Below are 20,884 nucleotides of genomic sequence, written 5' to 3' on the forward strand. Positions count from 1 at the left end.
TACATTTACTGGCCAATCATCATATTACGATAATCGGTCGGCGTCATATTCTCAAGCTTTTCAAACTGGGTGGCAAAATAATCCGCGTTCTGGAAGCCGACCAGCTCAGCGATTTCGTACATCCGTTTCTTGGTTTGCCGCAGCAGGCGTTTAGCCTCCTCAATCCGCAGGCTCAGCAGGTATTCATTGAAGTATACCCCGTAGGTTTTGCGGAACAACTGTCCAAGATAGACCGGATTCATGTCGAAATCGGCGGCGATACCTTTGAGATAGATATTTTCACGGTAATGACCGTCGATGTATTTTTTGATTTTTTCAATATTGCCTTCGCTCTTGCCGCCGCGCTTCTCTGCGATATACTCTGCGGCTTCGGCGATAAACTGTTGGAATACCTGCTTCAGCTGCTTCAGATTGCGGTATTTCAGCGGCCAGTTGAGCAGCTCAGTCATCCATTGCAGCGTATTCTCGTCTCCTTCGAGCTGGCGGATAATGTTAATGATGGCAATCATGCTGCGCCGGATTGTGTTCGTCACCGCTCCGGGTGCGAAGTGGCGCTCCTGAAACATGGAAAAGATGGCGTCAACGGTCGAACTGTAGCCCTTGTGGTCATTGGCTTCAACCTCGTAGATCAGCTTGCTGTGCAGTCCTTCATCGATATCGAAATAGTATAAGGGCAGCTCCAGCAGCTCGTCCGCCATATAAATGCCCTCGAAGCCGGCGGCAAAACGGTATTGGAGGGATTTCTCGGCACTCTCCCCGGAGGATACAATCTGCTTGAGGTGGCTTACCTTCTGTCCTACAAACAAAGCAATGGTCGTTCCAAGCTCCCGCTCCAGTGTATCCAGCATCGTACGGTAGCCTCCCCAAGGGGAATGATCTCGTTCATCCACCCACTGGCCGGGCAAGATCACCCCGTATTGATTGTGCGTTCGTACATGAAGGAGCAGGGTCTGGTCCTCTTGGCGAAGATAATGCAGCAGCGAGTCCTTTAGTGCAGGCAGATAATCGACTTCTCCAGCGGGTAGCTGATCCTGCATTTCTGCGATGAGATACGTATAGGAAGAGGTGAGAGGAAGCTCAAGCGCATAGGCGATCCGCCCCATGACCTGATCATCGGGCTGCGTCTGCAGCAAGCTTTCGATGACCGTCTCGACCAGTGGCTTTTCCCTAGTGATGGAGAGGAGCTGCTTCTGGTTCAGCGTCTGGGCAATCTTGTTCAGTGCGGCGTTCAGCTCCTGTTCGTCAACCGGCTTGAGGATATAATCGGAGACATTGTAACGGAAGGCTTGCTGGGCATACGAGAAATCAGCGTACCCGCTTAAAATAATAAATATCGGCTGCTGCTCAAGCTCCGTTTTCACTTTCTTGATCAGTCCCAGCCCATCCAGCACGGGCATACGGATATCAGCGATCACCAGCTCCGGGTTCAATTGTTCGATCAGGGTAAGCGCTTGCTCCCCGTTCTCAGCTTCACCGCAAATTTCAAATTGCGGCGAGCATTCGCCAAGTATCCGGATCAAGCCCTTCCGCACAAAAACTTCATCATCTACAATCAGCACCTTATACAATGGACTTCCTCCTTGGGATTATTCTGGATTGCTTGGTCATGTTCCATCCTCGGTCAAGTCGCAGTGTGATCATTATAAGCTAATTCCCTGACAGAATTCGAGTGGAAACGACTTTTTATTCTAGCACATGCTGGAAAATCCTCTCAACACGAAGAGCCTGCATCGTTAGACACAGGCTCTTCGGTATTGTATTTTTCGTTAAACTCTTAGCTTATTTGTCATTCTGCTGGAGATGCGGGGCAGAGGATGCTGATGCTGCACCAGATCGGCAGCCCGGGTCTGAACATTCGCCAGTGCAGCAGAATATTCATCCGTCCACAGGTCTCCTCGGGCCAGGCGTTCTTTCAAATGTAAGATGTGCGGGCCAAATGTATGCGGAAAACCGAACACATATCGACTTGTAGGCGAATTTAACTTCTATCCTGCCGTATATGGGAGCATCCATCCGAACTTTTACGAACCCTGCCTGCTGAGTTGGCCTCTTCTGCGCTCAGCGCGGCTCACCCTGTGTAAGCCCGGATGCTCCGCATTGGGTGAGCCGGGTCTTTCCCGTATAATAATAGACGTTACGCCGGATGAGACTTTAGAGCCTCGGCCTGGCGTATGAACTCTAGCTTCAGGAAGGGAATGAAGATTGTTGACTTATACGAAACTGTTAGAACGAAAAGGCGAAATTCTCAAGCGAACCGTGGAAACCTGGATCATGAAAGAGAATCGTGACGGGCTTGACCGTCAGGAAGCCCATATCTACAGGAATATGGTCAAGGAGCTTCATCAGAATGAGCAGGAACTCCATGTGGCGCGTGTGGAGGAACTGGATAAAAGTCCGGATTCGGACATAGAGGGAGCAGCTTCCGCCAAGCGCGAGCTTGTATCACAAGGTGTGTGAACCCGGTAGCCTATGAATATGAAGCTGTATTATTACCAAATCATACATTGAAAAAAGCCGCCCGGAATTCGCATTTAGCGAAGCGGGCGGCTTTTCGCTGAAATAAACTTCATGTCAGGGCAGCCTGATCCGGTAACAGCTGGCGGCGGCCACCTCCGTGCCTTTGGTCGTAGCGAAGCTATAGTGATCGCTGAAGGCGTAACGAATCCCGCCGTGAGTTACCCAATTACCGCTCACAGCAGCGATTTTGCCGTGAGAGATAGCGTGTTCAATCGTCAGTGCAGTGAGCTCAGGAACTGAAGCTGATCCCTGGAGAACGGCAGACAACGGATAACGTTCGCTGCCTATAAGTGTTACAACAGCATCGGCTGTCAGCAGATGGCCTAATGTCTTGGTATCTCCAGTGATAAGGGCGACTGCTAAATCTTCAGCCAGCTTGTTCTTCGGTGAATTGCCGCACATGCCGCTTAATTGTATTTCCATTGCTCTTGTGCCTCCTTCAATAATGTATGAATGGACAGTCTAGAGTCTCACTATCCGCCGGTACACCAGACAGTCCATCAGATCCGCCCATTCCAGCTCGCTCTCATAAGGATCGCGGAAAGCGGTCGCGGTGGGGAGATACCCAAGGGCAACGCCCTGGCCGCCGTGCAGATTGCAGCCGCCGTCGCCGCCTTTGCCGGTGATGCCGTCCGGTGTGAGGACCAGCTCCTTCTTGTAAGGATCACCGGGGAAGCATAGCCCGAACCCATTCGGCAGCTCCAGCGGATACGGGTCCTCAGCATTAGCCTCCCCTGAGCCGGACACATGCCTGAGGCGTATGGATTCATCCATTTCATCACCCCACGGGAACAGCGTCCGGGCACCTGCGCCGTATAGATACTCCCATTCGTCCTCAGTCGGCAGAGTGAAGCCCTCCGGCAGCTCCGACTCGCACCATTCCCCGAAGGTCTCGCTGTCATCGAACAGGAACAGGGTAATCTGTTCGCCATTCCGCTCCAACCGGAAATACTGGGAGAACTCATAGCTGGTGTGCGGCCCCTGACGGAACCCCTTGATGGCTTCGAGCACATCCTCATCTTCCTCCGGGTCCAGCCGGTCCAGCGGACATTCGTACCAGCCTGCCGAAGCAGGCTGGCGCTGCACGAGCAATGGCCCGATCACAGCCTCGCGGACAGGAGACATCTTCGCATACATATGTACTTCTGAACGTCCAAGGGTCACCGAGTCGCCCGGCACGAACACATATTCACTGCCCTCATACAAGAAGACCCCTGTGTCCAAAGACTGGCCGTAACGTTCGAAACTCTCTAACTGCAGCCACTTGAAGCCAGCGGGCAGCTGCTTAAGCAGTTCCTGCATCGCGTGCATTTTCTCTTCAACCGTTAATTGCCCCCATACGGCACGGTCCCAAGCTACCATGTCATACACTCCTCCCGGGAATCGGCATTGTCAGCCTGTTTACTGTCATTGTAATGGACACCCCGGGTTACTGGCAAACCCGCCGGAAATGCTGCCGGACACACCTGTTATATAGCATCCATTTATAACCTGTCCTTATTGTCTGCGTGGTCATATAATAATTCAGGTTGGAACATTAATACATAGCAAAAGAGGGATAGGAGTATGTTTTCAAAAAGATTCAAGTTTCTCACCACGGCATTTGCGCTGCTACTGGCTGCACAGGTGCTGGTTCCCGGGCGCTCATCGGCTGCGGGGAAAGTCATCGAACAGCTCCCCGAGCCGGAATGGAGCTATACGCTGCCGGAGGGCCATACCTTCTGGGGCACCATAGACAGCTTACAGAGCAGCAAGCGGTTATTCGTTCCAATGGTCAAGACAGTCACCGTCTCACCGGCCAAGACGAAGTCTTCCGGTATGCTGTACGCATCCATTGACCGCGTATACGGTTCTAACAACTGGGTCTATGACTACTCCGACATTGCCAATGACAAGCCATTTACCGCTCATCGTTTCTTTACAGCCAGTAACGGCTACAGCTATTTCTATAAAATGTGGGGCGGCGTACCCTATGATCTTACCGTTGTTGATCCGAACGGCAAACGGAAATGGACCAAAATCATAACCGGGTCCTACTCGCCGGTGGTGCTGGATAACGGGAATATTGTGATTCAAACCTTGGTTAGCGGTAATGTAGCTTCTCGTGGTATTACCGAGTACAGTCAGGACGGGAAGCAGGTACGCAAGCTTAAGCTGACCGGCAACTGGGCCGCAGGGATGCTAGAAGTGCTTCCAAACGGGTATGTGGTGCATACTGAGTACGATAAAAATAAAGTCAGCGTATACCGGAGCTTGGGCGCTCTGACGACACCGCTGGCTACCTACACTGTTCCCAAAACGGTGAACAACCCTTATTTTCAGGTGCAGCCGCTCCGTGGAGGGTCGTTCCTGATTCAGATGAGCAGCGCGGATACCTGGCTGTTACTCGGCTATGACGCAAGCGGCACTAAGAAGTGGGTGCGTACCTTGAACAAAGCGGATCAAATCAATACGACAGGCAACAACTACCTGATCAAGAGCGACAACGTCTACAAACTGTACAGCAAAGACAACCAATTGCTTGGCAAGCAGCAGATCGGTGAAGCCGGGGACCGCGAATGGTACTACAGGATAACGCCATCGGGCGAGATTACGGTCGAGAAGCAGTACCAGTGGCAGGAGCGTCCGGCTGTGATTGATCCTGAGACCTTTGAGGGAGATATAGCGAAGGAAGATTTCTATGTGCTTGACCCAGGGAACCTGCAGATCAAATATCATCTTTCCACAAGCTGGCATGACTACGAAACCGGGCATAATTACATTTATGCGGGAGGCGGGGAGCTTTACATTTCGAGGAGTTATGCGCCTAAGACGATAAGCAAATATATGTTAAAATAGCACCGGATCGAGCTAATGCCTCCGAATGACAAAAACATCGCCAAGTGAGTGTTCCTACTTGGCGATGTTTTTGTATATTCCGTTATTCCAGCTTGAACTGCCGCAGCTCTTCCTCCAGCCTCTGTGAGATTTCGCTCAGCTCTCTGGACAGTTCAGCTACCTGCTCAATACTGCCGAGCTGCTCCTGCGTATTGGCGCTTACCTCTTCAGTGGAGGCGGAATTCTCCTCAGTCGTCGAAGAGATGACCTCAATCGCCTGCAGGATCTCATCCTTGTGCTTGTGGACAATCGAAGTGTTATTGCTGATCTGCAGCATCCGTACCTTCAGTTCCTCCAGGTCACCGTTCAGGCTAAAGAAGACCTGCTTCGCATTCTCGACAGATTTGGCATTCTCCTCCGCAATCGTAAGGCCAAGAGTAGTGTGTTCTACGGACAGGCTTGTTTTTTCTTCAATGGCGCTGACCTTCTTGTAAATTTCCTCGGTAGCCCGGGCTGTTTGCTCGGCAAGCTTACGCACCTCACCAGCCACCACGGCAAAACCTCTGCCATGCTCACCTGCCCGTGCCGCTTCAATGGAAGCATTAAGGGCGAGCAGGTTGGTCTGCGTTGCTATTTGATTCACAGTGCCTACGATACCCGAAATCTCATGACGGCTCAGATCAATATCCTCAATGAGTGATGACATCGCTTGTGTGGATCGGTGATTGTCTTCTGCGGCTTTGGAGAGCTGCTCCACCAAGTCAAGACCTGAACTACTGAGCTGCGCAGAGGTCTGTACCATGGCTCCTACAGCCTGGGCATCACTGGTGATTTCGTCAATTTGATCCGACAAGGCACCGGTCTTGTGGAGAATGCTCTCGGATTCAGCGGACTGGTAGTTGGTGGCATTCGCAATTTCATTGATGGCCGTAGCCGTTTCGTTCATGGTTATCGCTGTTTTGGTGGAGACGGCTTGCAGGTTGAGGGAGGACTGGGCCAGCACCTGAGTCGTATTATGGATCACTTGAATCATGCCTTGAATCTTCTGGACCATACCTGCAATGCCATGAGCAATCTGCCCGATCTCATTGCGAGAAGTGTCATTGAGCTCAACAGTCAAGTCGCCGTCTGCAATCCGTTTGATAGCAGCGAGCAGTTTGGGAATAGAACGTAAGAGGTAACGCAGCATGAGATAGCAGATGACTACCAGCAGAAGCGCGGCCACGGCAAAACCGGTAATGGTAATCCGGGTGAAGGATGTTAGCTCGCTAAGCGCCTCATGCCGGGTAATGGTTAAGCCGACAGACCATCCGGTATCCTTACTGGTGGCATAGCCGATATAACGGGGGTCACCATTATCATTAATGAGCGATACGCCGGATTCGCCGTTAATCATTTTTTTGCCGATAGCTCCGAGATCGCCTGGACTGTCTGTGATTTTCTCTTTCAGCACTTTGGCTTTATCCGGGTGGTAGAGAATATCGCCTGAGCGGGTAGCCAGAATGGAGAACCCGGTGCTTCCCAGGGAGTAGCTCTGCATGATGGCCGGGATGTCATCGAAGGCAATATCTGCGGCAATGAAGCCGATCATTTGGCTGCTCTCATTCAGAATAGGATAGAAAATGCCCATCAGCATTTTGCCGCTAATGACATCGGCGTAAGGTTCAGAATAGTAGAGACCCTTGGATTCGGATACAGGCTTGAAGTAGGGGCGGGCGCGGATATCAAAGTCCGATTTAGAGGCCAGACCGTCATTTTGAAGGAAATATCCCTTCCCGGATAACCCGGCCACCCAGGCATCGGCGAAGGAGGGCTCAGACTTTACAATGTCCGCCAGTGTGGCGAGTGCTTCTGCGGCGTGGGGGGAAGTGGTGATTTGATCTGCTGTAGTGCTCTCAATATATTTTTGGAAAATCGAGTTGGTGGACATTTGTTTGACCAGTGAGCCCTTCTCCTTGAACAAAGCATCGAACTGGCTGACAATTCCCTGCGTCTTGGTAATCAGCATCGACTCTTGCTGGCTGACCAGAATGCTTCGGGTGCTGGAATAGAAGAAGGTACCCAGGATCGAGAAGACGACAAGAATAATGACTAGCAGTACAATGGCCAATGTGTTGGCGATGCTGGTTGAACGGACTGGCCGTTTTTGAATTAGCTGTGACATAGGTCATCTCCCGGATATGTATTAGAGCAAAAGCTCTTAAATAATATGTCGGAATATGGCGGATATTCTTGTATAGTGAAGTGTGTTAATTTGCATAAAAAAACCGGATGGGGAAATATCCCATTCCGGTAGCCGCTTGAAGGGTGGTACTCAGCTTATAATTCTCCGGTTACTCCGGCAATATAGGACAACTGCTACAGTAGGAATGATCCGCTCTTAGCTGGTAGGCCAGACAGCAGGTCGCCTTAATGGATATCGTACGGTAGGGGGGGCTGGGGTCCGTTCTGAATCTGGGTATAATGCGGAACGGATTGCTGCGAAGTCCGAAGTTCTCCGGCTGCAGCGCCCAGGTCATAGTCTTGAATTGTTGGGCGATCTGAGCGCGGCGGCTCTCACTTGCTGCATCCTGGACTTCCTCTTCCATGAAGGTATACAACTGACTGTACACCTGCTTCCACAGCATCACTGGCTTGGTCTGTGAAGCCTCGGCCAGCGCCGCTATAACCGGTCTGACATCATTTTGGTAGAACATTCCAAGCTCGTCTATGAATTCATTTCCATTACCAGTCCGGTCATAGATACCCTCCCGCTGATCATGGACGGGGAAGGAGAATTCGGGGTAGCCCTCCGTGCGGAGGAGCTGCACAGACATATTGCTCCGGCACACAGCAGAAGCCATCGGGTGTCCAGCCGTGAGCAGTGCAGCTTTGGCTCCGCAGATTCCGGCAATCCAGCTGCAAAAGATGGCCGCCGCGATGCGTTTGTCCGCCGTTCCAAGCATAGAAGCATAAGTGCCGAGCAGATGCTCTGCTGCGGAAGGCTGGCATAATTCAGTAAGAGATAAAGTAATCACTGCATTCTCTACAGCTTCCTGATGGATGAAATAACGTTCCACCCCTTGAAGTTTGCCAGTATCGCACATTCTGAAATCCCCTTTATTTCGACTTGCCTTCAAAGGCCTCCAGAACTACGTCAACCGCATAGCGGTTTGCCATTGGAGACATGCCCACGTTGAACCAATCCTTGTCCCCCATCGTAATGACCTGATTCTTTTTAACCGCGTTCATATTCTTCCATAAAGGGCTCGCCAGCATATCTTCATAGGTTTGCTTAATCTCAGCATTATCCTCTTTGTTCAACTGAATAATAAGGTGGTCAGGGTTGTACTCCGGTAATTTCTCCAGAGAGATGGACGGAGACTGCTCGGGGAAATTCGGAATCATCTCCAGACCAAGGGTGGTATGAATGAACTTTCCGCGGTCGACCTGATCTCCATTGAGGACGAGACTATTCTGCATAACCCTCACATACAACACGGTTTCGTTGCCAACCAGCTCATCAAGCTTCAGCTTGGCCTTGGCCTCATAGTCTTCCAGCTCCTGTATAACCTTCTCGGCAGCTTCCTTCTTGTCCAGCACTGCGGCGATGTCCTTCAGTTCATCGCGCCAGTCCTGACGCTCGGGCAGCAGAACCGTCGGTGCGATTCCGGATAACTGGTCATAATCCTTGCCTGCCCACCATGCAGGAGCAAGAATAAGATCTGGATTGGAAGACAGTATCATTTCAAAATTCGGAGTTTTGGCAATTCCCATCTTCAGCGTATCCTTGAAAGGCTCTTGCAGATAGGTTGGGAATTCTTCCTGGTAGTTCTGCACAGCAACGGGTGTAACGCCTAACGCTTGCAGAAACTCCGGGTAGACTACGGATAGGCCGACGACTCTGGTCGGATGGGCCGGGATCTTAATCTCGCCCTTCTCACTGTTTACCAGACGAAAGTCCGCTTCTGTTGAAGCTTCTACCTTGGCCTGTCCCGCGTTATTAGAGCAAGCTGCCATTACCAGTACCAGCAGAGCGGCCATACAGAATGCTATTCCTGTTCTTATCTGTCGCATGAATTCTATAACCTCCTGAGTTTCGATACCTTACATCTCACATGAGAGTGAGAATCAATATCACTGTTAGGAGTATAAAACAATCCCTTGGTTTCGACTATAGATGATCACGCCAATATTTCATATCCGATTACGCCACAGGGATGGCGTCAGGTCAAGAATCAGCTCTTGTGTGAACGAGGTATACTCTGTCCAAGGGTAGGGAGGGAGAAGCTCAACACGCGAATATCCGGCGGGATCAGGCAGCTTCCACAACTCCTGATGCTGGATCTCCGACCACATGGTCTGAGAGTCGGCATCCTCGTCTACGATCAACAATAGCTTGTCCGCATCCGCAGACTTCAGTTCCGCAAGGGTCAAGGTCTGACGGCTTAGCTTGCGGTTAACAAGGGGAGCGGGGATGAAATGCAGATCATCGTAGAACACCTCGGCCAAGCTCTGGTTAGACAATACGTTGAGGGTATGGCCGGATATTCGGGCGATAAGAAGCTTGCCCTTGGTAAGCTCATAATCCAACTCATCACGGACTGTTTCTGCCTTGCGTTCATAGGTGCCTAACCAAGCCGCCGCCTCCTTTGACTTGCCAAGAGATTGTCCGATGAAGCGTAATTCCGTCCGCCAATCCATTTGGAGCCGGGGAACAAGCGAAGTGGGGGCAAGCTCCTGAAGCTGCTGCTGCATGGCGGGACTTAGCGTTTGCTCCAGCCCCAGAATATAATCAGGGCGGAGGGAAGCAAGCTGCTGGATGCGGATAGCGTCATCTTGGGCAAGCGGCAGAACCGCATCTGTCTCATATTTACGGCGGTAATATTCTGTCCAGGGATGGTCAGCCGGTGCGGCGCAAGGAATAATATTAAGGGTAAGCAACGCCCCAATCAGGCTGCCGTGGTAGGCAACGATCTTCAGCTTGGCATTCCGCATGAAGGTCGCCGGAGCTACCCCGGTAATTTGCTTGAATTTGCGCCGGAAATAAGGAACGTCCTTGTAACCGACATAAGCGGCGATATCCTTCAATTCATAGTTCGAATGCGGCAGCATAAGGCTTCTTGCTTGTCTGATCCGGTATTCGGTCAGGTATTCGATGGCGCTAAGACCATATTTCTGCTTGAACAGCCGGATAAAATGCCTTACGCTTGTACCTGCTTCGCCCGCCAGCAGACGGATAGAAAGCTCTTCACGGTAATGCTGCTCTATATAGGTCTTGGCGCGTTCCATAATCGTATCGGTATCGTCAGGCTGCAGCTGCCTGGCATCGCTGAGCAGACTGAACAGCAGCTCATAGAATCTGCTCTGGGCAAGCAGCTGCTGTAAGGGGTCTGTACTGCCAAGGGAAGCGGTGATAGCCTCACAGTGTTTGCTGTATGTAACTGTTGAAGACATCGCGGTTTCTCCTTCCAGGGAGAAGGGGAGCGGGGGCTCCGATGAGCTTATCCGGCCCGGTTGTACAGGCAGATTCCGCTGGCTAAATACATCAAACCGCAGAATGTATATATTCGGTTCGCCTGAACCGTCCAGGAGGGCTTCGATTAATTGTCCCGGCAGGCAGACAAAGGCAGCTCCCGCTCTGAGTTCGCCATACTTGCCGTCCACAGTGATCCAGCCCCGGCCCGAAACTGGAATCAGGAGCAGATGCGATTCAAGGAATTGCAGTCGGAGTGAACACTCTCCCGTGAGACTGCTGTTCTGCTCGCTGCTCCGAAGCCTGAACCACATCTGATCAAGCTGTCCGAAGGTACCCGCAGGCGGGATTCCATCCTTACTGTTCATTCTTTGCACCCCCGTTCGCTATTGTGCGCTTATTTCTTACATTACTGGAGCATCGTCTGCTGTTTTTATCACCGGCAGATAATCACCTACATACATAGCCATTGCCAGCATACACAATTCGGCTTTGTAGTACAAATTGAACCTTTTGATAATATTCGATGCTCTTTCTTATTTAGAATTATCATCACTATAAAAGGTGGTCGCTATTTACACAATGTCAATTATGCTTTAATTTTAGAAAAAAGACACTCTCCTCAGAACAATGAGAAGAGTGTCTTTGAGTTACCGGCTTCCCTTCATAACTAATCCAGTTTCTTCTGGGGCAATGAACTCGTGAATGATTTGACGGAAGGATTCATGGTTATCATAGCTGTTGTACATGCGCCAGGCCAGAGTTTGGGAGCTGCCAAAAAATAACCGCTCAAACTGGATTTGTCGCCCCCCGAATGCACCCGCTCCCAGTTCCCAAGCAAGCCGGAATAAAGCATTTCGGAACCAAGCCTCCGAAGCCGTACCCTTCAAATACTGATTGAGGTACGCACCAGCGCTTGTATCGAAGTCGGACTCCGAGAGGATCATGATGAGACCGCTTGAACTGAGATTTTGAACCATTTCAATCAGTTCTGGATAAAACTCCGAAAAGTGAACGGACGAAGCCAAAAGTGGACCTTTGTCTGGAACGAGATATCCGAATTTGTCTGGAGAAGCCCCAATTTCAGAAGCAAGTCTTAAGGCTTTGAAGGTCTCTAAATAGGTCATCGTTCTGGAAATAGGCAGAATAGTATGGGGCTCAGGGATAACATTTTGCTCATCCGCCAAAGCCTCCAGCAACCCGAGAAAGAACTCGGTTTTTGCAATATAGCGGGTGATGATTTGATGGGCCAGATGCGTATGGAAGTGACTCTCGCCAAACAAGCGGGAACAGTACATTTCATCTCCGTAATAAAATACACGCTCATGAGGGATAAGAACGCGGTCAAATATCACTAGTGTATCCATTTCTTCATATCTTGAGCTTAACGGATGGTCGTAGGTAGATGAGGCAGCGTAGCTTTCACGGCAAAAAAAGGTCATTCCAGGCAGATCATTAGGCACGGCGAATGCAAACGCGAACGGATTATCATCATCCACAAATGAGGGGAAAGGCGTCGGGAATACAAGCATTTCATCGCATGTAGCCCCTTGTGTTGCCATCATAAAAGCACCGGTTACTATCATCCCTTCATCATTGATTTCTACGACTTTAGCAGCGATAGAATCCTCAGTAGCATCAATCTGGCCGGATATTTTGCTTGCTTGAGGCTGGATGAATGCATGGGATAAGGTAATGTCATGATCCCGGCAGTAAGCATAGTACTTCCTGAGATTGTCAGCATATTTCGGATTAAGATCCTCAAGGATATCGGCAGCTGTATACAGAGACATGAGGGCTGTATTCATATAATCCGGGGAACGTCCTAAAAACCCATGATGGCAGTTGGACCAGAGTTCAATCATTTTTCTGCGGCGCTGTAAATCTTCAGCATTCTTGGGTGGAAGAAAAGATAGACCCACAGGCTCTCCTGTATCGGGTGAAGGGTAGGTCATCTGTGCTAAATAACGCTCATCACATTGCATGTTGTACATTTCGGCTTGGGTTTGTATGAGACCTTGAAATGCGGGATGCTTGGATAAAGGGCCTTCGATCCGTGTTCCTTTGTAAAAGATATTGATATTTTGCCGGTCGATACGTTCGATGTATTGGCTACCTGTTTTAATAGGCACACGGTTCACCTCTTTAAAAGACAGCTTTGACTAAAAAGCCGTGTTAATGCTTTTAATATACGTAACCATGATCCGCTTTGTACATTGTCCGTAGATCGTGTGAGAGAAGGGGGAGTTGTATCCAAACTCTATAGAAAGAGGATATCCCGCTAACCTCTTAGCAGTATTGACGATGATTATGATTACTTTACTACCGTTATTATATGGGGTATACTATCGGTAGTTAATTCGGTATTTATCTTAAGGAGGCTGAATATGTACAGATCAGGTCTTACCGTATGGTACAGCGTATCCGACTTGGAGCAGACGATGGCGTTTTACTCAGGAAAGCTTGGTTTCGAGGTTATCTTTCATGATGCAGAGAGTGGCATGGCCATGGTGAGTACCAATACTAAGGACTGTGTTATTGGTTTTTCAGTGGCAGACACCGTAGAACCGGCTACTTCTTCGACCGTATTTGAGGTATGGAATATCGAGGAAGCGATTCAACTGCTCAAGAGTAAAGGGGTAATTTTCATTGGTGAAGTTGAACTTATTCCGGAGTTGACCAAGCTGGCTACATTCGTGGACCCCGACGGGCATAATCTGATGTTAGCCGAATCCCTTACAGACTCTTGATCAAGAAAGAAGAGATACTCAAGCTAAGCCGGGAGCTGACCGGGCAATGGACCTTGCCCATTCTGCTGTCGCTTGACGAACGTGGCGGTCGCTTCACCCCGCTGCAGAACAAGCTAGGTATCGCTCCCTCCCGGCTGACTGCCAATTTGAAGAAGATGATAGCGGATGGTCTGCTCATTCATCTTTCTCCGCAAGATCGGAGGCACCCGCTCCTTCCTGAGTATGTGCTGACCGACAAAGGGCGGCTTCACCGAGAAGCCGCGCGTGCTGTCCAACTCAGCGAACAGAAGATTGGACAGGGCAGACTTTCAGACAGAGCCTGGGGCTTGTCTGTTCTACTAACGCTGAACTTTAATAATGAACGGTTCGAGGATATCCGCAAGTCGCTCACCGGTATAACGCCGCGCCAACTATCCCTGCGTCTGCATGATTTTCATGACGGCGGTCTTGTCTGTAAGCAATTGTCCGAAGAGCCGAGACCTTCCTTCTGCTACCGGCTGGGACAGCCAGTTCAGCAGCCGATTCACCGACTGTCTATCGATTTGGCATCTCTGCTGTGAGTTAGAGTGTCGGTGAGATTCTAAAGCGAATATGAATAGCGCCACTCACAGAGTAGAGGAAGAGAAATACTGGCAGAACGAAGAGCCCACAGATCTGGGCTCTTTGCCTTTATCCTGCTCCTGCCGCCTTATCGGTCGCTTAGCTTTCGATGATAATGCTTTCCAGCTTGAGATTAACCGGGTTTGCAAGCGTATCTCCAACTGGGCATTTGCTTTCCAGGAATCGTACAAATTCTTCAACCTGTTCTTTGGGTGAATCTGTTTTAATACGGAAGGTATAGCGAATTTCTGAATAGCCCGGACGCACCTGCGACTTGTTGAAAAAGCCATCCAGATCAAGATCGCCTTCTACATCCACGAAGAAATCCTTGAGGTTCACGCCGAATTTAGGCGCATACACTCTGGCTACGATAGACTGACATGCTCCCAGTGAGGCCAGCAAAGCTTCGACCGGATTCATACCGGTATCAGTTCCGCCCAAGCTTTTGGGCTCGTCAATAATAAATTCAAAGTTTCGGGATGCTACTTTCACTTGGACTCCGTCTTGCAAATGCGCAGATGCTTTAAAGGTTTGGAGAGCGGTCATTATTAAAATCTCCTTCTATGGTTTAGTTTATAATAATTTAAATCATACTTTTCCGCTGTGATTATTTTAAATTTTACGGGCCACATTGTCAATCCTCAAATTTCCAACTTGTCGATCTCTGGAACAGCGCCCGCGACAATGCCGAAAAAGGGCCGTGAGCAGCCTGCCTTCCGGCAACCTGTCACAGCCCCAAAACTCGAGTCCGATGCGGTCTATTGGCTCTTACTCGTCTCCTGTGGCCACTGGGTTATCTTCATAGCTAATCCAGTCGCTCCAGCTCCCCGCATACAGCCGCACGTTCTTGTACCCGGCCTTCTCCAAGGCCAGCACATTCGGGCAGGCGGTTACGCCGGAGCCGCAATAGACGATAATCTCAGCTTCCTTGTCTAATCCGGCAAAATGCGCCGCAAGTTCATCAGCACTCTTGAAGCTACCGTCTGCATTCTGCGTGTTTTTCCAGAAGTAGTTCAGGGCGCCCGGAATATGTCCGGCCTTCTTGTCCAAGGTTTCATTCATACCCTGATACCGGTCTTTTGCGCGGGAGTCAATCAGCACGGGAAGAGTAGGCACGGCATCCGCAACGTTGACGTCACTCCCAGTCTCAGCTCCAGCATTATTAACCGTCTTCGCCGACACCTCCCGCACCTCCTCAACTCCCGCCAGCATCTGCGGCCGAACATTCGCAACGAACGAACTAGGCACTCTCACCGGCTGGTGATCCGTCACCGGATATTTACCCTCTTTCCACTGGCTGAAGCCGCCTTCCAGAATGTATACCTGCTCATGCCCCAGGTAACGCAGCAGCCACCACAGACGGGCGGCGTTCATGCCGTTCTCATCGTCGTAGGCGACAATGCGAGTATCATTGCCGATTCCGAGCTTGGACAGCCGGGATGCCAGCACTTGCGTGTCGGGAAGGGGGTGTCGTCCGCCATGCCCGCCTACAGGAGCAGACAGGTCGAGTTCCAAATCGAGATAGACCGCGCCTGGAATATGCTCTTTGTTATAACGTTCCTTGCCCTCCTGAGGCTTGCCCAAGGTGAAGCGGCAGTCTACGATGGTCTGCTCCGGCTCATAGAGTCTGGCGAGCAGCCAGCGTTTGGTTACAGTAGAGTCCATAGGTAATACCATCCTTTGCTAGTGTTATATGGTGTCTATTATAGCGGATAATTAGTTGCCCGTATAACGGTATGACTGGCTGATCATTTGACACGGTCTTGATCTGATTCTACAATGGCTGGATACATAACCTATTTTGGAAAGGGGCATAAGCCTACGGAAGCCATCGTGAGTCAGGTCTGGCCTGAATGGAAGGGAACCTTGCGCAAACGGAGCGGGGGCTGGAATAACACCACTTATTTCGTAGAGAGCGGGGAGAGCCGCGCTGTGCTGCGTATCTATGACACACATAAGGACAGGAACAAAATAGAATTTGAACATACGGTGCTGCTGAAGCTGGCCGCTGCGGGTCTGCCGTTCAGCACACCTCTTCCGATCCGTACTGCCAGTGGAGAGACCTTGGTTCAACTTGAAGAGAGCGGGAAATTCGCTTGCTTGTTTGCTTATATTGAAGGGGAATCCCCGTCCGGGCAAGCTTCGGATTACTATGAGTCTTTTGGAGAAGCGGCAGGCATCTTGTCCGCAGCACTAGCTGAGATAGATACGGGCATCCCGTGCGTGTACCGCCCATACTATGAGCTGCGGACCTCCTATCCGCTTTGTACCCGTGAAGCGCTCCATGGTCTGGTGACGGCCCCGCCTGAGTCTCTGAAGGAGCTGCTGCCGGAGCTGACCCTGTTAGTTGAAGCCTACGACAATGTGGCAGATTCGCTGAAACAGCTTGAGAGCCTGCCGCATCAGCTGGTGCACGGCGATCTGAATGCTTCCAACCTGCTGGTGGATGGAGCGGATACCGCCCGGGTGACGGCGCTGCTGGATTTTGAATTCTGCACCCGGGATGTACGGGTCATGGATGCTGCTGTGATCCTGTCGGCCTTGCTTAGTCATGAGGAAGAGGAGCGGGTGATCCGTGATTTCTGGCGAGGCTTCAGCCGTAAAGTTACGCTGACTCTCGAAGAAATGAAGGCTATTCCGGTGCTCATGCTCCTGCGCAAGATAGACGTATTCCTGCATTTCGCCACCCGTTACTGGGAAGGGACCGATGAGGTGAATGTCCTGCAGCAGCAGGTCCGGGAGCTGGCGGCAGAGGTAGCTGCGATGTAGGCGGGAAGCTGCATGGAACTTGCACTGTCTTCAAGCTTCCTTACAGGAAAAGCTGCTGATTATGTATTCTTTTCATCAGCTCTCTGCCGGATCGGACGACTTCGGGCTGATGATTGTGAGTACCCCAGCAGATATCGCCGAGGGCCATTTTGATGCAGCATATTTGTATTTCAGCAGACTGGTCTTTAAGCACTTCAAGTCCATACCCTGCAAAATAGGCATCTCTGGCTGATGGATGATCTATGAAATATCTGGCGAACAGAATGGAGAAGTTGTCCACAGCCAGCCCCCACAACATATTCTCGAAGTCTATCATTCCTGTCAAAATACCCTGGTCATCCACCAGCCAGTTGCCTGGTGTGGAGTCCCAGCTAATAGGCACAGGTCTGCTATGCCGGAATACATGAACATTCTGAAGTGCCCAATCGGTTAACCTTAGCTCATAGGCTTGCAGCAGACCCCCATCAACACACTGTGAGGTTAAGTCCTGAATTGTATCAGCAACATACTGCACCGGGTCAGCATGGTGACTTAGCTCTATCGGGTTTCCATATTGATCGGGGCGGCCGAACCAGCGGCCTGTTTGCGATAGATGCAGAATCTTTGTTAACTCACCAGCCTTATAAAAAGCGGTTTCAGCAGCACCCGGGCTTAGTGCCGTCTCTCTCATAATGAACCCGTCGATTGCTGTAATTAGTATCGCCTGCCAATCCTCCCCCTCGTAAGCAGCTATTAACTCAGGTACATACGGTTTCAACTGACCTATCCAGTGACGGTATGCATAAACCTCAGGATGCCATCTCTGTTTGCGGCTATACGTTTTTAAGTAATAACATTTAGAGTCCTGAGCGGATTGCAGCTTCCAGACCCCGGTTCTCACACTATTCAGCCTGTAGTTTGCCAAGACCTGAAAGCTGCCAATGTCGGACTGAACCTGCTCATACAACGCTGTTGGATGGATGTCCAGTGGCTTCATATTCTGTTGGTCCTCCTCGTGGAACGCTAGTTTTTCCATACAGTTAATGCTGGCAGGGTGGTGTGGTTTGGTACTCTACTATAATAAGATGCACTAGAAATTAACAAAAAGCAAAAAGAAGCGGAAGTCCAGATGTTCACCGCAGCGACGACCATGCTTCGAGTTCTAAGCTATTGAACACAACAAACAGGGCACTCTCCGGCTGGGCGATACCAGAGGGTGCCCTGTTTCACGTGCATATTCTGCTAGATTAAGCGGTAGCCTGCAGGAAGATCCCCGCTGCTGCGGATACGGCGGATTTGGTCCAGCGTCAGTCTCTGGTTAGTAGAGATGATCGATTCTACGTCATTGCCGGAGATGTAATCATCCAGATCGCGGAGGCTGTGGTTGCCGCGAAGCACGCGGAAGCTGCCTCTGAACCGGGTTCTGCTGAACAGGACGAGCGTGGCATTGCTGCTGGTCGAGAAGAAGCGGAGGCTTTCGATGCCATCCAGAATATTGTCCGTATTGCGGATACCCAGATTGCCTCTGTAGATTCTGCTTCTTCCCCGGAAGTTTTCTTCACTGTACACTGTCAGTCTTGGATAAGTCTGAGAGATATGAACCTCTTTATTCATGTGTATTCCTCCTTGGAGCGGTTTTGGCAAAAGCAGCACGATACTGCCAGCTGCAATACTATTCTATGTATGTTGATAAAGACTGGTATGGTTAGATCCCCTGAACTAATAGCCTGTTTACAGACACCCTCAGGAAAATTTTCACAAACCTGCTTTACAAACTGAAACGCCTAGTGTACTATTTAACTAACACACCGGTACAACGATGAAAATACACATGTTCCAGCTCAGCAACAACCTGTGGAATTGCTACTCCACCCATACCTATCTTCACAAGGAGGCTGTCATGAATTCAACTGCTCACCATGCTCAGGGGCCGTCTGGCCCGGCGCAAGAACAAACCGTACTGGAAATGCAGGGCGTCAGTAAAGTGATCAAAGGAAAGGCGATTGTAGATCATCTGAGCTTCAAGATCCAGAAGGGAGAGATCGTCGGACTGCTGGGACCGAACGGTGCCGGCAAAACGACCACCATCCGGATGATGACCGGATTGATCCGCATGAGTGGAGGGGATGTTCTGATTCATGGGCACAGCATCCGGAAGGATTTCAAGCAGGCGATCTCACAGATCGGGGCAATTATTGAGAATCCCGAGTTCTATCCTCATATGACCGGGTACGATAACCTGCTGCAATATTTACGCATGAGTGACGGAGCCGGGGCATCGCGGATCAAGGAGGTCGTGGAGCTGGTGGGGCTGCAGGAGGCGATGAACAAGAAGGTTCGGGCCTACTCACTCGGTATGCGCCAGCGTCTGGGGATCGCTCAGGCCTTGCTGCACTCGCCGAAGCTGCTCATTCTGGATGAGCCGACCAACGGCCTGGACCCCGCCGGCATCCGGGAGATGCGCGACTATATGCGGAAAATAGCAGAGGTAGAGGGCATTGCCATTCTAATCTCCAGTCATATGCTGGCTGAGATTGAACAGATCTGCCACCGCGCGGTGGTCATTCAGAACGGCAAACTTGTAACGGTCACACAGCTTACGGAAGCACCGGAGGCACGTAGTGAGGTAGCACTTGCGATCCGGGTAGATAAGCTTGAAGCTGCACGGACTGTGGCCGGAGCCTTGCAGGGCGTCAAGGTCACTGGGACGGATGAAGCCCATTCCGAGCTGCATGTGCAGCTGCCGGATGGAGCCGTACCGGAGCTGGTGACGGCACTTAGCGAAGCCAAGGTCGGGATATACCGGATAACTGAGAATAGACAAAGTCTGGAAGAGGATTTCCTGAAATGGACAGGGGGCAACCGCATTGCGTAAATTTAATCTGCTTGTGCTGAATGAATGGCTCAAAATATCGAAGAAACGCAGCAACATCATTCCTTATGTCATCCTGCTGGTGCTGTCGCTGGCAGTGGGCTATATGACTCGTACATTTGCCGCAGATATGTATGCTTCAGCGGCAGATTTTACAGCGGATTCCCTTCAGCCCAGAGGCATTGGACAGATTCTGGCCATTCTGGTGATCGTCGGGACGGCAGGAATTGTATCCAGGGAATACAGCCAGGGGACAATCAAATTTCTGCTGATTCGTGCCCGCAGCCGCACCGCGATTCTGGCCTCCAAATATGTAACTGTACTGCTCTATACACTTAGCATGCAAGTGGTTGCGGCGGTGGCGCTGTTCCTCTCAGGTGCGATCTTCTTCGGACTTAACGGAGGAGAAGCGGGAATAAGCGCGATCCTTGCTTCGCTGCTGTATTCAACCGTGTATTGTACAGTCTACGCTACGATCGGCTTCATGCTGGGGATTTTGACGAAGTCGACTGGCGTAACCATTGGGGCAACCATCTTCGCCACCACCATCGACAAGCTGGTCATTTCCCGTGAGTTCTACAAATATGTGCTGTTCCCTAATCTTAATCTCGCAGCCTACCAGGATGGCGGTGCGCCGATGCAGGGAATGACGCTGAGCTTCTCCATTATCTTGCTGTGCATCTACATGACGCTGTTCCTGCTTGCAGGCTTCGCCGTCTTCAGACGCAGGGATGTTGCTTGATGGGGATCGAATTCGATAATAACCAGCCGATTTATCTCCAGATCATGAATTATATCAAGGGAGAGATTATCACCGGCAAGCTGAAGCCTGGAGACAAAATTCCCTCTGTCCGTGAATTGGCCGCTGAACTGCAGATTAACCCGAATACCGTACAAAGAACATTTCAGGAACTGGAGCGTGAGACCATCGTGGAGACCCGCCGCGGCATGGGCAGATATGTGACCGGAAGCGAAGAGACAATTCTGACCGTTAAGAAGGAGATGGCACAGGATGTGCTGGACCGTTTTATTCGCGGCATGCAGGAGCTCGGCTTCCAGGGCGAAGATATTCTAACTGCAGTAGCAGAGAGCATTCATCAGCGGGACCAAGAACAGGGGGAGTAA

20 protein-coding genes are annotated in these 20,884 nt (G+C 50.7%); 8 read left to right on the forward strand and 12 right to left on the reverse strand.

The window, feature by feature from the left end; genetic code table 11:
* Window positions 1-5 precede the first annotated feature (5 nt).
* Window positions 6-1,559: a response regulator transcription factor gene (locus ACFSX3_RS11570; RefSeq protein WP_379258793.1), complete on the reverse strand. Its 1,554-nt coding sequence runs from the start codon at window positions 1,557-1,559 to the stop codon at window positions 6-8.
* A 712-nt stretch (window positions 1,560-2,271) separates the two neighbouring features.
* Here ACFSX3_RS11570 and ACFSX3_RS11575 point away from each other — a divergent pair.
* A complete protein-coding gene (locus ACFSX3_RS11575; protein WP_379256655.1) occupies window positions 2,272-2,457 on the forward strand; it encodes a hypothetical protein in 186 nt (61 codons plus the stop codon).
* A 114-nt stretch (window positions 2,458-2,571) separates the two neighbouring features.
* On the opposite strand, the gene ACFSX3_RS11580 is transcribed toward ACFSX3_RS11575, so the two are convergent.
* Window positions 2,572-2,940, reverse strand: coding sequence for a hypothetical protein (locus tag ACFSX3_RS11580; protein WP_209985917.1), 369 nt, complete (start codon window positions 2,938-2,940; stop codon window positions 2,572-2,574).
* 39 nt (window positions 2,941-2,979) lie between these two features.
* Window positions 2,980-3,879 carry an SUMF1/EgtB/PvdO family nonheme iron enzyme gene (locus ACFSX3_RS11585; protein ID WP_209985935.1) on the reverse strand — a complete coding sequence of 300 codons (900 nt, stop codon included), beginning with the start codon at window positions 3,877-3,879 and terminating at the stop codon, window positions 2,980-2,982.
* 204 nt (window positions 3,880-4,083) lie between these two features.
* On the opposite strand from ACFSX3_RS11585, the gene ACFSX3_RS11590 reads away from it, so the two are divergent.
* Window positions 4,084-5,355, forward strand: coding sequence for a hypothetical protein (locus tag ACFSX3_RS11590; protein ID WP_209985939.1), 1,272 nt, complete (start codon window positions 4,084-4,086; stop codon window positions 5,353-5,355).
* A gap of 82 nt (window positions 5,356-5,437) precedes the next feature.
* Here ACFSX3_RS11590 and ACFSX3_RS11595 read toward each other — a convergent pair whose 3' ends face one another.
* The 5 genes from ACFSX3_RS11595 to ACFSX3_RS11615 form a co-directional block, all read right to left on the reverse strand.
* Window positions 5,438-7,498, reverse strand: a complete 2,061-nt coding sequence (locus ACFSX3_RS11595; RefSeq protein ID WP_209985943.1) for a methyl-accepting chemotaxis protein — start codon at window positions 7,496-7,498, stop codon at window positions 5,438-5,440.
* Between the two features lie 169 nt (window positions 7,499-7,667).
* Window positions 7,668-8,420, reverse strand: a complete 753-nt coding sequence (locus tag ACFSX3_RS11600; protein ID WP_209985946.1) for a (2Fe-2S)-binding protein — start codon at window positions 8,418-8,420, stop codon at window positions 7,668-7,670.
* A gap of 13 nt (window positions 8,421-8,433) precedes the next feature.
* On the reverse strand, window positions 8,434-9,390 hold the full coding sequence (locus ACFSX3_RS11605; RefSeq protein WP_209985949.1) for an ABC transporter substrate-binding protein: 957 nt from the start codon (window positions 9,388-9,390) through the stop codon (window positions 8,434-8,436).
* Between the two features lie 120 nt (window positions 9,391-9,510).
* On the reverse strand, window positions 9,511-11,157 hold the full coding sequence (locus ACFSX3_RS11610) for a helix-turn-helix domain-containing protein (protein ID WP_209985952.1): 1,647 nt from the start codon (window positions 11,155-11,157) through the stop codon (window positions 9,511-9,513).
* Window positions 11,158-11,439: 282 nt separating this feature from the next.
* The gene (locus ACFSX3_RS11615; protein ID WP_209985955.1) at window positions 11,440-12,921 is read right to left on the reverse strand and encodes a 4-hydroxyphenylacetate 3-hydroxylase family protein; all 1,482 of its coding nucleotides are present in this window, start codon (window positions 12,919-12,921) and stop codon (window positions 11,440-11,442) included.
* A 255-nt stretch (window positions 12,922-13,176) separates the two neighbouring features.
* On the opposite strand from ACFSX3_RS11615, the gene ACFSX3_RS11620 reads away from it, so the two are divergent.
* Both ACFSX3_RS11620 and ACFSX3_RS11625 read left to right on the forward strand, forming a co-directional pair.
* Complete coding sequence (locus ACFSX3_RS11620) at window positions 13,177-13,539, forward strand: VOC family protein (protein ID WP_209985958.1); 363 nt, start codon at window positions 13,177-13,179, stop codon at window positions 13,537-13,539.
* On the forward strand, window positions 13,536-14,099 hold the full coding sequence (locus ACFSX3_RS11625; RefSeq protein ID WP_209985962.1) for a winged helix-turn-helix transcriptional regulator: 564 nt from the start codon (window positions 13,536-13,538) through the stop codon (window positions 14,097-14,099). The genes ACFSX3_RS11620 and ACFSX3_RS11625 overlap by 4 nt, the downstream gene beginning before the upstream one ends.
* 139 nt (window positions 14,100-14,238) lie before the next feature.
* On the opposite strand, the gene ACFSX3_RS11630 is transcribed toward ACFSX3_RS11625, so the two are convergent.
* A complete protein-coding gene (locus tag ACFSX3_RS11630) occupies window positions 14,239-14,685 on the reverse strand; it encodes an OsmC family protein (RefSeq protein ID WP_209985964.1) in 447 nt (148 codons plus the stop codon).
* A 222-nt stretch (window positions 14,686-14,907) separates the two neighbouring features.
* Window positions 14,908-15,804 (reverse strand): sulfurtransferase, encoded by an 897-nt coding sequence (locus ACFSX3_RS11635; RefSeq protein ID WP_209985967.1) that lies wholly within the window; start codon window positions 15,802-15,804, stop codon window positions 14,908-14,910.
* 168 nt (window positions 15,805-15,972) lie between these two features.
* Between ACFSX3_RS11635 and ACFSX3_RS11640 the strand changes: the two genes are divergently transcribed.
* Window positions 15,973-16,908, forward strand: a complete 936-nt coding sequence (locus ACFSX3_RS11640) for a phosphotransferase (protein WP_379256653.1) — start codon at window positions 15,973-15,975, stop codon at window positions 16,906-16,908.
* A 40-nt stretch (window positions 16,909-16,948) separates the two neighbouring features.
* Here ACFSX3_RS11640 and ACFSX3_RS11645 read toward each other — a convergent pair whose 3' ends face one another.
* Window positions 16,949-17,884, reverse strand: a complete 936-nt coding sequence (locus ACFSX3_RS11645; RefSeq protein ID WP_209985975.1) for an aminoglycoside phosphotransferase family protein — start codon at window positions 17,882-17,884, stop codon at window positions 16,949-16,951.
* A gap of 245 nt (window positions 17,885-18,129) precedes the next feature.
* Entirely contained in the window at window positions 18,130-18,501 is a 372-nt protein-coding gene (locus tag ACFSX3_RS11650; protein ID WP_209985978.1) for a hypothetical protein, read from the reverse strand.
* Window positions 18,502-18,787: 286 nt separating this feature from the next.
* Between ACFSX3_RS11650 and ACFSX3_RS11655 the strand changes: the two genes are divergently transcribed.
* Genes ACFSX3_RS11655 through ACFSX3_RS11665 form a run of 3 tightly spaced genes read left to right on the forward strand, consistent with a single transcriptional unit; the run spans window position 18,788 to window position 20,884 of the window.
* Window positions 18,788-19,762, forward strand: coding sequence for an ABC transporter ATP-binding protein (locus tag ACFSX3_RS11655; RefSeq protein WP_209985981.1), 975 nt, complete (start codon window positions 18,788-18,790; stop codon window positions 19,760-19,762).
* On the forward strand, window positions 19,755-20,501 hold the full coding sequence (locus ACFSX3_RS11660) for an ABC transporter permease (protein ID WP_209985984.1): 747 nt from the start codon (window positions 19,755-19,757) through the stop codon (window positions 20,499-20,501). The genes ACFSX3_RS11655 and ACFSX3_RS11660 overlap by 8 nt, the downstream gene beginning before the upstream one ends.
* Entirely contained in the window at window positions 20,501-20,884 is a 384-nt protein-coding gene (locus ACFSX3_RS11665) for a GntR family transcriptional regulator (RefSeq protein ID WP_209985987.1), read from the forward strand. The genes ACFSX3_RS11660 and ACFSX3_RS11665 overlap by 1 nt, the downstream gene beginning before the upstream one ends.

The sequence above is a fragment of the Paenibacillus rhizoplanae genome (genome assembly GCF_042684125.1).
GTDB classification, from domain to species: domain Bacteria; phylum Bacillota; class Bacilli; order Paenibacillales; family Paenibacillaceae; genus Paenibacillus_AQ; species Paenibacillus_AQ rhizoplanae.

Bases quoted from the DNA above. Each gene is read 5' to 3' on its own strand.
- ACFSX3_RS11650 (WP_209985978.1), bottom strand. From the start codon at position 18,501: ATGAATAAAGAGGTTCATATCTCTCAGACTTATCCAAGACTGACAGTG.
- ACFSX3_RS11580 (WP_209985917.1), bottom strand. From the start codon at position 2,940: ATGGAAATACAATTAAGCGGCATGTGCGGCAATTCACCGAAGAACAAG.
- ACFSX3_RS11665 (WP_209985987.1), top strand. From the start codon at position 20,501: ATGGGGATCGAATTCGATAATAACCAGCCGATTTATCTCCAGATCATG.
- ACFSX3_RS11645 (WP_209985975.1), bottom strand. From the start codon at position 17,884: ATGAAGCCACTGGACATCCATCCAACAGCGTTGTATGAGCAGGTTCAG.
- ACFSX3_RS11590 (WP_209985939.1), top strand. From the start codon at position 4,084: ATGTTTTCAAAAAGATTCAAGTTTCTCACCACGGCATTTGCGCTGCTA.
- ACFSX3_RS11630 (WP_209985964.1), bottom strand. From the start codon at position 14,685: ATGACCGCTCTCCAAACCTTTAAAGCATCTGCGCATTTGCAAGACGGA.
- ACFSX3_RS11610 (WP_209985952.1), bottom strand. From the start codon at position 11,157: ATGAACAGTAAGGATGGAATCCCGCCTGCGGGTACCTTCGGACAGCTT.
- ACFSX3_RS11595 (WP_209985943.1), bottom strand. From the start codon at position 7,498: ATGTCACAGCTAATTCAAAAACGGCCAGTCCGTTCAACCAGCATCGCC.
- ACFSX3_RS11635 (WP_209985967.1), bottom strand. From the start codon at position 15,804: ATGGACTCTACTGTAACCAAACGCTGGCTGCTCGCCAGACTCTATGAG.
- ACFSX3_RS11575 (WP_379256655.1), top strand. From the start codon at position 2,272: ATGAAAGAGAATCGTGACGGGCTTGACCGTCAGGAAGCCCATATCTAC.
- ACFSX3_RS11600 (WP_209985946.1), bottom strand. From the start codon at position 8,420: ATGTGCGATACTGGCAAACTTCAAGGGGTGGAACGTTATTTCATCCAT.
- ACFSX3_RS11620 (WP_209985958.1), top strand. From the start codon at position 13,177: ATGTACAGATCAGGTCTTACCGTATGGTACAGCGTATCCGACTTGGAG.
- ACFSX3_RS11655 (WP_209985981.1), top strand. From the start codon at position 18,788: ATGAATTCAACTGCTCACCATGCTCAGGGGCCGTCTGGCCCGGCGCAA.
- ACFSX3_RS11585 (WP_209985935.1), bottom strand. From the start codon at position 3,879: ATGGTAGCTTGGGACCGTGCCGTATGGGGGCAATTAACGGTTGAAGAG.
- ACFSX3_RS11605 (WP_209985949.1), bottom strand. From the start codon at position 9,390: ATGCGACAGATAAGAACAGGAATAGCATTCTGTATGGCCGCTCTGCTG.